The sequence below is a fragment of the uncultured Campylobacter sp. genome, from assembly GCF_937921625.1.
Classification (GTDB): domain Bacteria; phylum Campylobacterota; class Campylobacteria; order Campylobacterales; family Campylobacteraceae; genus Campylobacter_B.
This window is the reverse complement of record NZ_CAKZTI010000039.1, coordinates 14295-30691: the sequence shown is the minus strand read 5'-3', so window position 1 is coordinate 30691 and position 16397 is coordinate 14295. Positions and strand designations below refer to the sequence as shown.

Annotated in this window: 10 protein-coding genes and 3 pseudogenes; 12 read left to right on the top strand and 1 reads right to left on the bottom strand. The window is 48.2% G+C overall.

The features are described from left to right. Nucleotides 1-152: 152 nt before the first annotated feature. Entirely contained in the window at nucleotides 153-1769 is a 1617-nt protein-coding gene (locus Q0101_RS06570; protein ID WP_297943459.1) for a phosphoethanolamine transferase, read from the top strand. A 193-nt stretch (nucleotides 1770-1962) separates the two neighbouring features. On the opposite strand, the gene Q0101_RS06565 is transcribed toward Q0101_RS06570, so the two are convergent. Further along, nucleotides 1963-2853 carry a LysR family transcriptional regulator gene (locus Q0101_RS06565; protein WP_297943457.1) on the bottom strand — a complete coding sequence of 297 codons (891 nt, stop codon included), beginning with the start codon at nucleotides 2851-2853 and terminating at the stop codon, nucleotides 1963-1965. A 156-nt stretch (nucleotides 2854-3009) separates the two neighbouring features. Between Q0101_RS06565 and sdhA the strand changes: the two genes are divergently transcribed. The 11 genes and pseudogenes from sdhA to Q0101_RS10720 all read left to right on the top strand — a co-directional run. Beyond that, nucleotides 3010-4890 (top strand): 8-methylmenaquinol:fumarate reductase flavoprotein subunit, encoded by a 1881-nt coding sequence (gene sdhA, locus Q0101_RS06560; protein ID WP_297943455.1) that lies wholly within the window; start codon nucleotides 3010-3012, stop codon nucleotides 4888-4890. Continuing rightward, entirely contained in the window at nucleotides 4887-5861 is a 975-nt protein-coding gene (gene sdhB, locus Q0101_RS06555; protein ID WP_297943453.1) for an 8-methylmenaquinol:fumarate reductase iron-sulfur subunit, read from the top strand. The genes sdhA and sdhB overlap by 4 nt, the downstream gene beginning before the upstream one ends. Before the next feature lie 10 nt (nucleotides 5862-5871). Beyond that, nucleotides 5872-6729 (top strand): 8-methylmenaquinol:fumarate reductase membrane anchor subunit, encoded by an 858-nt coding sequence (gene sdhE, locus Q0101_RS06550; protein WP_297943451.1) that lies wholly within the window; start codon nucleotides 5872-5874, stop codon nucleotides 6727-6729. 426 nt (nucleotides 6730-7155) lie between these two features. After that, nucleotides 7156-8301 carry a hydrogenase small subunit gene (locus tag Q0101_RS06545; protein WP_297943449.1) on the top strand — a complete coding sequence of 382 codons (1146 nt, stop codon included), beginning with the start codon at nucleotides 7156-7158 and terminating at the stop codon, nucleotides 8299-8301. A gap of 2 nt (nucleotides 8302-8303) precedes the next feature. Then, nucleotides 8304-10025 carry a nickel-dependent hydrogenase large subunit gene (locus tag Q0101_RS06540; RefSeq protein WP_297943447.1) on the top strand — a complete coding sequence of 574 codons (1722 nt, stop codon included), beginning with the start codon at nucleotides 8304-8306 and terminating at the stop codon, nucleotides 10023-10025. A 3-nt stretch (nucleotides 10026-10028) separates the two neighbouring features. Next, complete coding sequence (cybH, locus tag Q0101_RS06535) at nucleotides 10029-10703, top strand: Ni/Fe-hydrogenase, b-type cytochrome subunit (protein ID WP_005870440.1); 675 nt, start codon at nucleotides 10029-10031, stop codon at nucleotides 10701-10703. After that, nucleotides 10700-10795: pseudogene (locus tag Q0101_RS06530) on the top strand (hydrogenase expression/formation protein); the annotation flags it as partial. The gene cybH and the pseudogene Q0101_RS06530, both read left to right, overlap by 4 nt. Nucleotides 10796-10936: 141 nt before the next feature. Then, the gene (locus tag Q0101_RS06525; protein WP_297943519.1) at nucleotides 10937-11578 is read left to right on the top strand and encodes a hydrogenase maturation protease; all 642 of its coding nucleotides are present in this window, start codon (nucleotides 10937-10939) and stop codon (nucleotides 11576-11578) included. Then, nucleotides 11562-13199, top strand: a complete 1638-nt coding sequence (locus Q0101_RS06520; RefSeq protein WP_297943445.1) for a hypothetical protein — start codon at nucleotides 11562-11564, stop codon at nucleotides 13197-13199. The genes Q0101_RS06525 and Q0101_RS06520 overlap by 17 nt, the downstream gene beginning before the upstream one ends. 279 nt (nucleotides 13200-13478) lie before the next feature. Next, nucleotides 13479-14906 (top strand): annotated as a pseudogene (locus Q0101_RS06515) (Sua5/YciO/YrdC/YwlC family protein); the annotation flags it as partial. Between the two features lie 276 nt (nucleotides 14907-15182). Then, nucleotides 15183-16073 (top strand): annotated as a pseudogene (locus Q0101_RS10720) (Sua5/YciO/YrdC/YwlC family protein); the annotation flags it as partial. Nucleotides 16074-16397 lie beyond the last annotated feature (324 nt).

Genomic DNA, 16397 nt, shown 5'->3' with positions numbered 1-16397 from the left:
ATTCCAAGATGAAGCTAAGATGAATGCGCGCGAAATTTTAAAATTTCACAAAAATTTTGCTGCGATTTGTGAGATACAAAGCGCGGAATTTCCGAGCATTTACCAAAACGCCGTAAAATTTCAACTTGAAATTTTATCTCAAGGAACGCTTCGTGCCTAGTTTTTTCAAAAATCCGTCGCAGCAGAAGCTTATTTTTCTAAGCTCGCTTGCTTTTGTGGCATTTTTTAACTTCTCGTTTTTCAAAAATATCATAAATGCCTACGGAATTTCAGGGCTAAATTTTATATATTTTGTCTGCGACATGGCGGCTTTGATCGCTTTTTTGACACTATTTTTTACGATTTTTAGCTCGCGTTATACAACCAAGCCGATTTTGATGATATGCTTTTTTATTTCGTCGTTTACGGCGTATTTCATGGATAGCTATAACGTCGTAATCGATTCGGAGATGATCCGTAACGCAGCCCAGACGAACTTCGCCGAGTCGGCGGATCTTTTCAGTCTGCGACTGGCGATTTACGTGCTGGTGCTGGGCGTCTTGCCCTGCGTGCTGATCGCTCGCTTGCGCGTTAGATACCGTCCGCTTAAATTTGAAATTTTAGCTAAGCTCAAAGCGGCAGGCATTTGCATAGCGATCATCGCGGCGCTGCTTTTTGGATTTAGCAAATACTACGCGTCGTTTTTCAGAGAGCATAAAATTTTACGCAGCTACGCAAATCCCGGATATTGGATCTACAGCGGCGTTAAATTTGTCGCAAAATCTAAAAAGCAGGGCTTGCAGCCTCTGATGCAAATCGCTACGGACGCGCATATCGATAAAAATTCTACAAGTCCAAAAAAGCTCGTCGTCGTAGTCGTGGGCGAAGCGGCGAGAGCGGATAGATTTTCGCTAAACGGCTACGAGCGAGATACTAATCCGCTACTAGCCAAAGAGCAGGGTGTCGTAAGCCTAAGCAATACCCATTCTTGTGGCACTTCGACGGCGCAAAGCGTGCCGTGCATGTTTTCGCTGCTAAATCGCGAGGAATTTAGCGTCGAAAAGGCTATGGAGGAGCAAAACGTATTAGACATACTAAACCGCGCTGATGACATGGCGATTTTGTGGCGCGATAACAATTCCGATTCCAAAGGTGTGGCGCTGCGCGTGAAATATCAGGATTTTAAAATTCCGCAAAATAATCCGATCTGCGACGTAGAGTGCAGGGACGAGGGGATGCTTGCGGGGCTTGATAAATTTATCGCCGAAAACGCGGGCAAAGATGTATTAATCGTGCTGCATCAGATGGGCAATCACGGGCCTGCGTATTTTAAGCGCTATAAGAAAGAATTTGAAAAATTTAGCCCCGTTTGCCGCGATAACGAGCTTGAGAACTGCTCGCAGCAAGAAATTTCAAATGCCTACGATAACGCGATTTTATACACGGATTATTTTTTAAGCAAGGTTGTAGAATTTTTAAAACCATATTCTAAGACGTACGAAACAGCGATGATCTATATGAGCGATCACGGCGAGAGTTTGGGCGAGGGCGGCGTTTATCTGCACGGCATGCCCTATCTTTTTGCTCCCGAGGCGCAAAAGCATATCGGCGCCATCGTTTGGCTAGGTGAGGGAAAAATGCGCGAAAGATACGATCTGAGCGCGCTTAAATCGCATAAGGACGACGCTTTTTCGCACGATAATCTTTTTCACACGCTGCTTGGAATTTTTGAAGTAGATACTAAAGTGTATAACAAGGATTTGGATATTTTAAGCGGAGTGAAAAATTAGAATTTTGCGCTAAATTTCGTCGTAAATTGTGAGTGAAATTTTAGCAATAAAAAATTCTATTGGCAAAATTCTAATTTAAGCTTAGTTTGAAATTTTACCTAAACTTGAGCGAAATCCGCTCCAAAAATTTTTGTGCAAAAGCTAACAAAGAGGCAAAGTGCTGCAAAAACTCAATCTATCATTTATCGTTGCGTTAAATTTCATTAGAAATTTTACGTGCAGTTTTGATAAACGCCTGCGCTAGATGGTTTAGAAGTTTGCCTTTTTTATAAGCGATTATTAGCGTATTATCAAGCTCGCGCGCGCCTACATCAAAGAGCTTTATCCTACTTGCCTTATCTTCTTTTATCATCTGCGGTATGCTAAAGCACGCTCCTGCGCCGCTTGCGACGATAGCATTGGCGATATCAAAGGTCTCCGTACGACACAGCACTTTTGGCGCAAATCCCGCAGCAGCAAAAAATGCATCTATCTGCTCGGCGCTTCTTAGGCTTTGATTAGGCAGGATAAATCTTTCCTCTTTTAAGCGCGAAATGTCAATTTTGGGAACAGATTCGTTTTTAAACTCAAGCGAGAGCGGATGGGTGGAGCTTAGAGCGACATAGGTTTTTTGCGTTAGAATTTTAACCCCGTCAAGCCCACTCATATCGATGGGCAGTATCAGCATACCGACATCAAGATCACCTTGAAGTAGCATTTCACGAATGCTAAGCGCAGAAGAAAACTGCGTAATTTGCAGATCCGAATCCTTAAATTTCTTGCAAAACATCGGTAGCAGCGACGGCAGTAGATTATAGCCATTTTGCGAAAAGCCGATGCGAATTTTATCATTTTTTACGCCGCTTATTTCAGAGATATCGTTTTTTAGGTCGTTTATGGCATCAAAAATGACTTTGGCTTTACTAGCATAAATTTTTCCCGCGTGCGTAAGCGAAATGGGATTACTCGTGCGGTTAAAAAGCTGCGCTCCAAGCTCACGTTCCAGTGATAAAATGCTCTGTGATAGCGACGGCTGCGGGATTCTAAGTGCCTCGGCAGCCTTAGTAAAGCTACGAAATTCTGCTACTTTTAATACTAGCTCCATGCGATGCAAATTCATTTAGCCTCTCCAATTGATAATTTAATTCTTATGAAATGATACACTAAATAATATTTGACTTATGTTAAAAATGAAACTAAAATTACGCTTTTAGTTTAGAACTTTAAACTTAAGCTAAGAATTTCTCAAATGGAGAGGAAAATGAGCGAATCAAATTTCAACAGACGCGATTTCTTAAAATCGGCCTGTATCAGCGTCGGCGCGCTTAGCCTTAGCGGCTGCGTGGATACCGATAAAAGTAAAAGCGCAGACGGCGGCAACGAAGGCGGCCTTCCTAGTGTGGACGTACTTGTTATCGGCTCGGGAGGCGCGGGTTTGCGTGCAGCCGTAGCGGTAAGAAAGAGTAATCCAAATCTTAGCGTAGTCGTGGCTACGAAGATGATGCCTTCGCGCAACGCGACCTGTATGGCGGAAGGCGGTATCAACGGCGTTACGAGCTTCGCAAACGGCGATTCATACAAGCTTCACGCCTACGACACCGTAAAGGGCGGCGCATATCTCGTAGATCAGGACGCCGCGATTAAATTTTGCGAGCTTGCGGGCCCTACGATTGCCGAGATGGATTACATCGGCACGCTGTTTTCCAGAAACGCCAGCGGCGGCGTGGATGGCAAAGAAAGCGGCGTCCCGGGCGGCGTAGCACAGCGCTTTATGGGCGGCGCGTCTAAAAAGCGATGCAACTACTCCGCCGATAAGACGGGTCATATCTTGATGCACGCCTGTTTTGACGATGCGGTCAGCAACGGCGTGAAATTTTTAATCGATCACGAGTTGCTTGAGATCAGCGCACCTGACGGCAGATGCGAGGGCGTCGTGCTTCGAAATATCCAAACCGGCGATTTTTATCCGGTGCTTTGCAAAGCCTTGGTAATCGCTACGGGCGGATATACGAGGATGTTTTACAACCGCACCTCGGTTCCTTATATAGCTACCGGCGACGGTATCGCGGCGGCACTGCGCGCAGGTCTTGGATTTAGCGATCCGGAGATGGTGCAGTTTCATCCTACAGGCATCAAAAGCGGCGGCGCGCTCATTACCGAAGCTGCGCGAGGCGAGGGCGGATATCTGCTCAACAACAAAGGCGAGCGCTTTATGAAAAACTACCACGAAAAGATGGAGCTTGCGCCCCGCGACGTCGTAGCTCGCGCGATCGAAACCGAGATTCGCGAGGGTAGGGGCTACGGCGAGGGACTCGGCGCATACGTGCTGCTTGACGTAAGACATCTCGGAAAAGATAAAATTTTAAAAGCCCTTCCTAAGATCAGACACACCGCCATTTTGTTTGAGGGTATCGATCTAATCGAGGAGCCGATTCCTATTCGTCCTACCGCTCACTACTCGATGGGGGGCATTGAAGTCACAAAATTTGACGATATGAGCACTAAAATTTCTGGGCTTTACACCGCGGGCGAAGCGTCTTGTATCTCGATTCACGGCGCAAACCGTTTAGGCGGAAATTCTTTAACCGACGCCGTCGTAACGGGCAAGCTCGCAGGACTAGGCGCAGCGGATTATGCCGCGAAGCAGGAGGGCTTCGGTGACGGTAAAAGGGCAAGCGAGCTGGCGCAAAAATGGCAGGCTAAATTTAAGCAGATCGCAAACGGTTCGGGCAAGGCAAACGAGATGTATGATTTGCGCGAAGAGCTAGGCGCGCAGCTTTGGGACAATATGGGCATCTTTAGAACCGGCGAGAAGCTCGATCTGCTTTCGCAAAATTTAGAGGGCATTAAAGCGCGCTACGACGAGCTGCACGTCGCGGATACAAATCCGGTTATGAATACCGCATTTACCGACTACGTCGAGCTTGGAAATTTAATCCTGCTTGCGCGCTGTGCGTGTTTGGCTGCGCAAAAGAGGCTGGAAAGCCGCGGCGCGCATACCAGAGAGGATTATCCGAAGCGCGACGATAAAAATTTCTTAAAGCACAGTATTGTGACGATGAACGATGCAGGCGAGCTAAGCTTGGGCTACAAAGAGGTCGTCGTTACGGAATTCTCTCTTGACGGAAGGAAACCTCAATGAAATTTATCATAGACCGCTTCGACGGAAGCAAAAATTATAAGCAAGCCTACGAGTTAAGTTTGGAGCAGATCAAAGGAAAGACCCTGCTTGGAGTTTTGCAATTTATTAAGCAAAATTTAGATATCACTTTAAATTTTACCGCAGCGTGTCGTATGGCGATATGCGGAGCCTGTGCCGTGAGGGTAAACGGGCACTCATATCTCGCCTGCGATACCAAGATGGAGGCTCTGCTTGCGGAGTATGAAAACCCTGATAGCTTTGCGATCTCTGCGTTAAATAATTTTCGAGTGATCTCGGATCTAGTAGTGGACTGGGAGCCTAGTATCGAAAATTTAAGAAAGATTAAACCTACGATTGCCCCTAAGAAAGAATTTAGCGCCGAAAAAGGTTGTAAACAAAGCCCTGAGCAGATGGAGCGCGTCAAAAAGCAGTGGGATTGTATACTTTGCGGATGTTGCGCTAGCGAATGCAATAAGCTAGAAGCTGACGCGAGCGATTATATGCAACCCTTTGTTTTCACGCATGCTAACCGCGCCGCGTTTGATTCAAGAAGCAGGGACGCTATGCCTCATCTAAAGCCTGCGGTACTAAACGGATTATGGCTATGCGTGCACTGCCAAGAGTGCGCCGATCGCTGCCCTAAAGGCATAAGCGCTCAAAGCGACATCACCGCACTTCGCGCCTTAGCGATGAAAAAAGGCTTAACCGCAGGAAGCGGTCCAGCTCACGCGGAGGCATTCCTGCTAGACATCGTAGAGGGAAGCGGAAGATTAAACGAGATCAAGCTTGCTCTAAGAAGCGAGGGGGTATTTGCAAATATGGGCAAGATGGACGTAGCGGCAAATTTAATGGCTGCGGGTAAGATGAATCCTTTGCACGTATTCGGAGGCGAGGAGATCGAGGGTCATGCGCAGCTCGTTAAGATGATAGAGGCCGCACGCAAAGCTCAAGCTAGCGGCGAGATAGAATAAGGAGGAGAGGATGAATAACGAATTTGCATTTTTCCCGGGTTGCGTTTTAAGTCAAGCCGCAAAGGAATCTAAAATTTCACTTGAAGCGATCGCTCCGGTACTGGGTATTAAACTTCACGAGATAAAAGGCTGGAGCTGCTGTGGGGCTAGTCAAGCTCAATGCGTAGATCCTATGGCAAGCTTGGTAGCCAATGCTAGAAACATCGCGCTAGCCGAGGGTATGAATATGCCTCTGCTAACTACCTGCTCCACCTGTATGCTAACTCTAACTAAAGCAAAGCTAACTTTGGATAAGGGTGCTAAAAGCTATATCAATACCTTTTTAAAAGAGGGCGGTATGCAGTATCAGGGAAGTACCGAGATAACGAGCTTGCTTTGGGTGCTATATCAAAGCTTAGATACATTAAAAGCTAAAGTCGTAAGACCGCTAACAAATTTAAAAGTAGCGCTATTTTACGGCTGCCACTCATTAAGACCGGAGCGCGAGCTTAAAAAAGAAAGCTCAACCAATCCAAAAAGCTTTGAAGCGGTAGTTAACGCACTTGGTGCTCAGATAGTGCCTTTTGAAAAACGCCTTGATTGCTGCGGCTTTCACGCTAGCTATCCAGCGGTAAAATCGGTATCTAAAATGTCAAGCGAGATCGTAAATGACGCTGCCGAGCACGGAGCCGACGTCGTAGTTACCCCTTGTCCGCTATGCCAGATGCAGCTAGATATCTATCAGGAGCGATACCAAGAAGCGATGAACTCCAAGGCAAGAAAGCCGATCATCCACCTATCCCAACTAGTAGGTCTTGCTCTTGGGCTAAGCAACGAGCAGCTTGGACTAAACATCAATATCCAAGATGCAACGAGACTGGTAAGCTGATCTTTGGAAATTTTCTAAAATTTAACGGATGATTTTACAAAAATACTTCGCCGCGGCGCACAAACAGCGCGCCTGCTAGTATCGCACAAAATCATCCAACCTACGCCTGCTTATCCTAAAATACTTTTCGTCGTTATAAAATTCTTGATAAAATTTCATTGCTTTGTAAATTTAATGCTTCATAAAATTTAATGCTTCGCCCATCGTATTATTCAATACTTTATAAAATTTAATGCTTTTTCTGTCGTAATTTAATGTTTCGCCCGCCGCGCTAAATTTTAATCCGCCTTTTATTTTTAAATTTAAAACCTACTAGACGATGAATAAATATAAAATTTTAATTAAATCTAACGAAATTTAAGGTGCATAAATTCTAAATTTTGATAAAATGCCATTTAAAAGTATCCTAAAATTCAGGAGGAAGATATGGTTGATTTGGCTCAAATTTCGGCTAGACTTGATGCCGTTGAGCGTTTGCCGCGAATAAAAGCGGATGAGAGCATACAAGAAAGGCTTAAGAGCAAAGGTTTTTCGCGCCGCGATTTTATGAAATGGAGCGGAGCGATGACCGCGATGCTCGGGCTTCCGGCCGCATTTGCGCCGAGCGTGGCGCGAGCTGCGGAGCTTGCAGATCGCCTGCCCGTGATCTGGCTTCATATGGCGGAGTGCACAGGCTGTAGCGAGAGCTTGCTGCGTACCGAGACGCCTACGATCGATAGCCTCATATTCGATTACATCAGCCTCGAATACCACGAGACGATAATGGCTGCCGCAGGCTGGCAAGCCGAGGAAAATTTAGAAGGCGCTATCGAAAAATATAAGGGGCGCTATATCTTGATGGTTGAGGGCGGAATTCCAAGCGGCGAGAATGAATTTTTCCTAACCGTGGGTCCCGAGGGCAAGAGCGGAGCTCAGCACTGCAAAGACGCTGCCGAGGGCGCTGCGGCGATATTTGCGATCGGCACCTGTTCGAGCTTCGGCGGTATCCAAGCCGCAGCTCCAAATCCAACCGGCGCCGTAGGTTTGGACAAAATCATAAGCAAACCCGTCGTCAACATCCCGGGCTGCCCACCTAACGAAAAAAATATCGTAGGTAACGTGCTAAATTTCATCCTTTTTGGCACGCTTCCAAGCCTTGATGTTTACAACCGACCGAAATGGGCTTACGGGCTGCGCATCCACGATCTATGCGAGCGCCGCGGACATTTCGACGCGGGCGAGTTTGTAGAAAGCTTCGGCGATGCGGGCGCAAAGGACGGATATTGCCTTTATAAAGTAGGCTGCAAGGGCCCTTATACATTTAATAACTGCTCACGCGAGCGCTTCAACTCCCACACTAGCTGGCCGGTACAGGCGGGTCACGGCTGCATAGGCTGCTCGGAGCCTGATTTCTGGGATCATATGGGGCCTTTTGAGGAGCCTTTGGCAGATCGCCTTTATGAAAGCGTTTTCGGCGGGCTCGGCGCTGATGCTACCGCAGATAAGATAGGTGTCGGAATTTTAGCGATCACGGGTGTTGCGGTAGCGGCACACGCGGCGATTGCGTCATTCAAGAAAGATAAAGGGGAATAATCATGTCGCAAAGAATCGTAATAGATCCGATAACCAGAATAGAGGGACATTTAAGAATAGAGGTCGTAGTGGATGATGAAAACGTCGTCCGCGAGGCTTATAGTAGCTCCACTTTATGGCGCGGGCTTGAGACCATAGTAAAAAATAGAGATCCGCGCGACGCGGGATTTTTTATGCAAAGAATTTGCGGCGTCTGCACCTTCTCGCACTACAAAGCGGGTATCGTCGCGGTAGAAAACGCCCTCGGCATAACTCCGCCGCTAAATGCCTTGCTAACGCGCACGCTGATGGCTAATGCGCTATTTTTGCACGATCATCCGGTGCATTTTTATCAACTCCATGGACTTGATTTTGTAGATGTAGTAAGCGCGCTTAGCGCCGATCCTAAAAAAGCAAGCGAAGAGGCGTTTAAATACTGCGATACCCCTTATGCGTGCGGTGCCGATAAGCTAAAAGAGGTGCAAGATCGCGTGGGCGCTTTTGTTAAAAAAGGCGCCTTGGGACCTTTTGCCAACGCCTACTTCGGCCACCCAACATATAAGCTTAGCCCGGAGCAAAATTTAATCGCTCTTTCGCACTATCTTGAGTGTTTGCGCATTCAGCGCACGGCGGCTCAGATGATGGCGATATTCGGTGCGAAGCAGCCTCATCCGCAAAGCCTCACCGTAGGCGGCGTCACCTGCGTGATGGATATCCTAAGTCCTGCGAGACTTGGCGAATATATGTCTAAATTTAAAGAGGTCGCGGACTTCGTAAATCGTGCCTACTATCCTGATCTCGTAATGGCCGCCAAAGCTTACGGCAACGAGCCTAGCGTGCTAAACGATATCGGCGTGGCAAATTTATGGACTCATCAAGAATTTCAGCTTTCAAAGAACGAATGGCTATTTCAAAGTGGCATGATTATGAACGGCGATATTAGCAAGGTTTTGGAGCTTGATGAGAACAAGATCACCGAGGAGGCAACGCATGCGTGGTATAAAAACGATGCGCCGCTTCATCCTTACGACGGCGAGCAGGAGCCGAATTATACGGGCCTTCAGGACGGACAGAGCATCGACGCGCACGGCAAAGAAGCACATACGAAGGTGCTCGATACCCAGGGCAAATACACCTGGATTAAGGCTCCGCGATACGACGGTAAGCCGCTTCAGGTAGGACCTCTTGCAAATATCGTAGTAAATTACGCCAAGAAAAACGAGCGCGTAGTAAAGGTCGTGGATCAATTCCTAAAAGACGCCGGCTTGCCGCTTGAGGCGGTATTTTCGACGCTTGGACGAACGGCGTGCCGTATGATCGAGGCTAAAGTCGTTGCCGACAACGGACTGATCGCGCTAGAAAATTTGATCGCAAACATCAAAAGCGGCGATACGCAGACCTGCGCAAAATATGTAATCGATAATTCCAAAGAGTACAAAGGTCGCTATATCGGTCACGTGCCGCGCGGCGCACTTAGCCACTGGTGCAGGATCGAAAAGGGCGTCATCAAAAACTGGCAGGCGGTCGTACCTTCTACTTGGAACGCCACTCCGAAGGATAAAGACGGCGCTATGGGCGCTTACGAATCCTGCTTGATCGGACTTAAGCTTGCCGATCTTTCCAAGCCGCTAGAGATCATCCGCCGCATCCATTCATTCGATCCTTGTATCGCCTGCGCCGTGCACGTAATGGACGCTAAAGGGGCGGAGCTTGGCTGCTATAGGGTAGATCCCAGCAAAGGATAAATCATGAAAAAAAGATTTGCGGAATACGAGTTCTCAATCGGTCTTAGGCTCACGCACTGGCTGCGTGCGCTTTGCATTACGATTTTGGTGATTACCGGATATTATATCGCCTTTGTTTTCACCGCGCCTGAGGTGAGTCCCGAGCCGGTGCTTTTCATGCAGGCTAAATTTAGATTCGTGCATCTGATCTTCGGCTTTGCGATGATCGGCGCGGCGATCTTTAAAACTTATCTTTTCTTCTTCGATAAAAAGAGCAGAAAAGAGCTTTTGAGTATCAAGGATTTTTTTAGCCCGCGCGTCTGGATCGCTCAGATCAAATACTATATCTTTTTGGGCGAGCACCCGCATCTTCGCGGCGTTTATAACCCGCTACAGTTCATCTCCTATCTGGGCTTTTATCTAGTATTGTTCGTAATCTGCCTAACGGGTATGATATTATACGTGCACGTCTATCACGAGGGGCTCGGCGGCGCACTATACGGTCTCTTACGCCCGCTGGAAGCGGCGATGGGCGGTCTAAGCGAAGTGCGAATGATACATCATCTTTGCATGAATATCATCATAATCTTCGTGCCGATCCACGTCTATATGGCGGTCTTTAACGCCGTCAAGGGCAGGGACGGCGCGATGGATGCGATCGTAAGCGGCTATAAATTTAAAAAGGAAGAGCACGCTTGAGGGTGCTGGTACTGGGTATCGGCAACGTCATCTACGCGGACGAGGGCATAGGCGTGCACTTCGTCCGCGCGCTCGCGCAGAACTATAAATTTTATCCTAAAGCCGCCGCACGAAATTCTAAGGCGGGCGAGGATTTCGCGGCGCAGAATTCTACTCAAAATTCCGCCCAAGTCTCTGCGATACAAAATTCTACCTCGCAAAATTCCATAGAGCGCGACTCCTTGCGAAATTCTATGGATGAGAATTTTATCTTTAAGCAAAATTTCACGACAGTAAATTTAGACCGAAATTCTACTTCAGAAAATTCTGCCGAGCAGGATTCCGCTTCAAATTTTACTTCGCAAAATTTCGTAATAAATTCCGCAGCGCAAAGCTCTATTAATGCGAATCTTATTGCCGAAAATTCCGCCGCGCCGAGCAACAGCGCGGATCAGATCAGCTTTATCGACGGCGGGACGCTGGCTAGCTTTTTGATGCCTACGATGGCGGAATTTGATGAAATTTTGCTGATCGATTGCATAGACGCGGAGGGTGCAAAGAGCGGCGAGGTGTATTTTTTCGACTACGACGCAATGCCTAAGCAGATCAGCTGGAGCGGCTCGGCGCACGAGATCGAAATGCTTCAAACTCTGCAGATGATGGATCTTTGCGGCGATCTGCCTCACGTTAAAATTCTAGCGGTCGTGCCGCAGCGCATCGAGGAAGCAAGCTTTAAGCTAAGCTCCGTGATTTTAGAGTCCTCAAAAATCATGGAAAAAACGGCGCTTAAGTACTTATCGGATCTTGGTTTTGCGCATGAAAAAATCGCCGATCTCAGCGCCCAAGATATAGCGGATCGATTTGCAAAAAAGGGGCGAGATGATAGTAGCATATGAGTTTAACTACCTTAATGAAAATGCGCTGATAGCGCACTTCTTGCTGTTTTATGCTCGTAAAAGCACGCTGGAGTTTTGCCTGAAAAAAGAGGCGAACTTAATAAGCCTTTTCGTGCGCGGCGGCGAGGATGAAATTTTAAAATTTAGCGACGAGGCGATGCCTCTGATTCCAAACTCCATATTTTTGGCAAAATCCTCCGTGCGCGTGGTGGGCGAGGACGGCGCCGAAGCAAAAGCGCTGAAATTTAACGGCACGTTTGAAGATGCCTCCTTGGGCGATTTAAGCAAATTTTTAGAGGATGAAATTTCAAATGCCCATAGCGCGGCTAAATTTAATAACTTCACTCCGCGAGTGATGAAAGAATACCTCGCTCGCGCCGAGCCATCTCAAAACGAATTCGGGATAATAAGCGGCGCCAGCGTGCTTCATGACGGTAAATTTGAAGCGGTAAGCAGGGAAAATTTCGCTCGCTTGCTGGAGCTTTGCCGCCTAAACTTGCTGCACGCAAGGCAGGTGCAGATCGAGCGCGGCGGTGCAACTTTCACGCTCAAAGCGGACGTGGATTTTAGCGCCGATTTTTTGATAGCCGCGGGAGTGGGCGCGCTGGATGGGATTTTTGCGAGCGACGAAAAGAGCAAAATTGCGCTCGCAGCCTTCGAAAAGCCGCTCATAAGCCTAAAAACTAATGCGATCTTTAGAAAAAATCACGAGGACGCGCCTAAATTTTTTGACGTAAAGCTTGCGGGCGACATATTCGTGTTTGCGCTGGGACGCGCTTTGGCAAGCGACGAGATCTATTTTTTAAGCGCAAAATGTGAAAATGCGGCGCAAAAAGATAAAATTTTTAAGATCTCGCCGCTGCAAAACGGCTTTTTGATCGTGCAAAACGAGGACTTTTTAAGCGACGCCGCAAGCTCTTATCTGAAAAACTCAAACGACAAAAACTCCGCTCTTTTTGCGCTTACGTGCCGCGAGAAGGGGGTTTTGAATGATTCCAAAAAACGCGTTTTGCGCTGCTTTTTGGGCGTGGGCACGGACGACGAGATCGCAATTTACGGCGAAAGCTCTAAAAAAATTCTGCTTAAATTTGATCTGCCGCGCAGCTTCGACGAGCTTAAGGCGCAAATTTGCGCGGACGAAACGGGCGCGAAGCTGCTTGAAAATTTTAACGCCAAATTTAGCGTAAACGTCGCAAAAATCGATGAAATTTTAAAAAGTGCAAACGCGGGATTTCACACCATCTTTAGCGTCGCCGCACAGCTTATCTGGGGGCGCGATGCGGCGTTTTTGATAGCGGCTGCGGAGGATTTTGCGGGCGGCAAAGGGGTGCGACTCGATTTTTGCACTGATGAGCGTGGCTGCGTGCAAGCGGATAAAATTTTGCGCTCGGCGATGAGCTATGCACTCGCAGGCGCCAATGAAAAGCTGTTTGCGTTCGGATTTTTCGATAGTTTGGGCTATTTTTTAAGCGATCTGGCGGATGAGCGCAAAGAGGATTTTGACGTTTTGATCTTCGGTGGCGCGATGTTTAGCGGGCGCAAGTTCGCAGATTTAATGCTTAAGCTTTGCAAAAATTTTGACGCGAGCTTTAGCGACAGCTTCGCGCTTCAAGCTCGCTAGATCGGGTGTATATGCGAATTTTCGGCAAAGCTTCAAAACCTTATCCGCAAAACAGCAAGTTGCGCGGGCATTGCAGTGCCGATAGCCGCGCCATACGGGCTAAATTTAACGCAGATGAGATCGCGCGAAATTTTAAAAAAGCGGCAAGGGGCGCGAGCGTGAAGGAACGAATTTTATTAAATTTAGAGCACATTTTGCAGCGTCCGGAACGCTTTGTCCGCCCGCCGCGAGCGCATTTTGCTCGCAAAACAGCTCCGGCGTCGCGCAATTTATGAAAGCATGTGTATGAAAGCGGCTAAATTTGAGGTTTTCGGAGCAGTTCAGGGGGTAGGATTTCGCCCGTTCGTCTACAAGCTCGCCGTGGATTTGGGGCTGAAAGGCGAGGTTTATAACGACGGCGAGGGCGTTAAAATCATCGTTTGCGCAGACCTTTCCGAGCCGCAAAAAGGCTCGATTGATAAAAATTCCGCCCCTTTAAATTTAGATGAGCCAAATTCTAACAAAATTCAAGCACAGAAAGTATCGTTATCGGCTGCTCGGTCTTTAAATTCTACCGAGGCGGATTCTAACAAAGCCGCGAACTCATCACAAAATTTTGCAAGTTCAAATTTAAACGAGAGCCCCTTTTCGCCGCAGAGCGCGCCGAGCTTGCCAAATGATTTGACCGGCTTGTCGCGCGATTTGGCGAATGGTTTAGCTGGTGTGTCTGATTTGACGAGCTTGCCACATGATTTGACGAGAGATTTGCAAGCCGCGGCGAGTGAGAAATTTTTACCAAACCTATTCAAGACCGATCTAAACGAGCAGGGCTCCATCTTGCCCGCTTCGTCGGATCAAAATTTTATCGTGCAAAATTCGTCGCAGCAGCGCGGTATGTCGCAGAATGAATCGTCGCAAGGCTTGCAAAATATTAAGCGCGACTTGCAAGATGCGAAGCGGGACTTACAGAGCTTTAAACACGATTCGCAAAGTACCGAGCAAGATCCGCGCGAAGCCGAAATTTTAAAAATTTTCGAGCAGCGCCTTCGCAGTGAAGCGCCGCCGCTTTGTCGAATCGATAAAATTATCCGCACCGATCTAAATACGCAAGATTTTACGCAGAATTTTACTGATTTTAAGATCGCGCAATCCAAGGAGGGGCGTAAATTTAACCCGATTTTGCCCGATTTTGCGATCTGCGATCAGTGCAAAAAAGAGTTTTACGACCCCCAAAATCCGCGCTTTCACTACCCATTTATCAACTGCACGGATTGCGGCCCTCGCCTTAGCATCATCGCCGCGTTGCCGTACGACCGCGCAAACACCACGATGAGGGCGTTTGAGATGTGCGAGTTCTGCCGCGGCGAATACACAGACCCGCTCACGCGCCGCTATCACGCCGAGCCGATCTCCTGCCCACACTGCGGTCCGCAGCTGTTTTTATGCGGCACGGGCGGTGAAATTTTATCAAGCGGCGAGGAGGCGATAGCGCGCACGGCGGAGCTTTTGCGGCGTGGACAGATCGGTGCGATCAAAGGGATGGGCGGCTTTCATATCGTTTGCGATGCGACGAACGAGCGCGCGGTACGCATGCTGCGAATGCTCAAAAAACGCCCGAGCAAGCCCTTTGCGATCATGTGTCGCGACGCAGCGCAGGCATGGCGCGCAGCTAGCTTAAGCGCAGAGGAAGAGGCGCTGATAGATTGCAATGTCAAGCCGATCGTGATTTTAAAAAAGCGTGAGTTTGTTTGGCGCACGCTGACGGGCTTTGCGGCGGATTTCGGCACGCAAAATTTAAAGGCGCAAGGCAAAAATCCTATATCGCCGAGATTTGCGGGTGAGCAAGAAGAATCGGCGCAATGGCAGGGCTCTGAGCTACGAAATTTACGAAATTCTGTGGAGCAAAAATTTAGCACGCAAGGCGCTGAAGATTGTGCAGAGCAGGACGGGTTACATAGTGCGCAAATTTTTAGCAAAACGACGCACCGTAATTTCGCCTGCGATATGTTAGCAGCAGACGACTCGCAGTGTGCAGTAAACGAGCTAGAGCGCGCGTACGATGAGTCTGATTTGCAGTGCGCGGCTAAAAATTTGAACTCGCCGCAAGCAGTAAGCGAGGCGCAAGCTACGATTAACGAGCTAAAATCGCAATTTGCGGCAAATGGCAGAGAGCTGCGATACGTATCGCCCGATTCTTGGCATGCGGACGAGCAAAATTTACAACTCTCAACGAAGATATCTGATTTGCGGCCTGCGGCGAGCGAGCCCGTTTCGCGAAACTCTGCGAATACTTCGAGTTTGCAATATGCCGCGGATAGGACGAACTCGCGACGTGGGGCGTGTGAGCAGGACTTGCAAAATACTGCAGATAAGGCGGCTTTGCAATGCGTGGCAAATGAGTCTGATTCTTGGTTTGCGACGGACGAGTCTATTTCGCAAAATTCGGCGAATATGCAGGGCTTGCGACATGCTGAGGATGGGGTGGACTTGCAGCGCTCGGTGAGCGAGCCGAGTCCGCAACAGACGATAAATTTGCAAGGTTCATGCTCTGCACAGGCGTGCACGGCGGACGCGTGCGGCGCCCATTCCGATAGCAGCAGCGATTTCGTGCGTTTGCCCGCAAGCTTTTCGGCGATTTTTAGAGCAGGCGCGATTTTTATCGCTCCAAGCGTGGCGCCGAACCTTAATAAAATCGGCATTTTTCTCGCAAATACCGGCGTGCATCTGCTGCTTTTTGAATACTTTGATCGCCCGATCGTCGCCACAAGCGCCAATATCAGCGGCGAGCCCATTATTTTTAGCAGCGAGGAGTTGCGCGCGAAGCTGGGCGGCGTCATCTCGTTTTACCTGGATAACGACCGCGAAATTTTAACGCCCAGCGACGATAGTATAGCCTTTTTACCGCAGTTTGAAGCGCGAACTTCGGCACCTGATTCAAAAACGGCTTGCAATTCGAGCAAAATTTTCGCGTCGCTTTCAACCTGCGCCAAGACCGAAAATTCCGCGCTAAATTTAATCTTAGCGCAGAATTTTGCGGCTAATTCTGCAACCTCTCAAACCCTTATCGCGCCGCAAAATTTTAAGGAAAATTTTGCGGGCGAGCAAAATTTAGAGAACTCGCAAAGACCTTCCGATACGGATACAAGTTACGACGCCGCAAATTTCACCTCAGAAACTAGCTGCCACGCCGTAAATTCGGCGCCTCAAAAAAATCAAAAT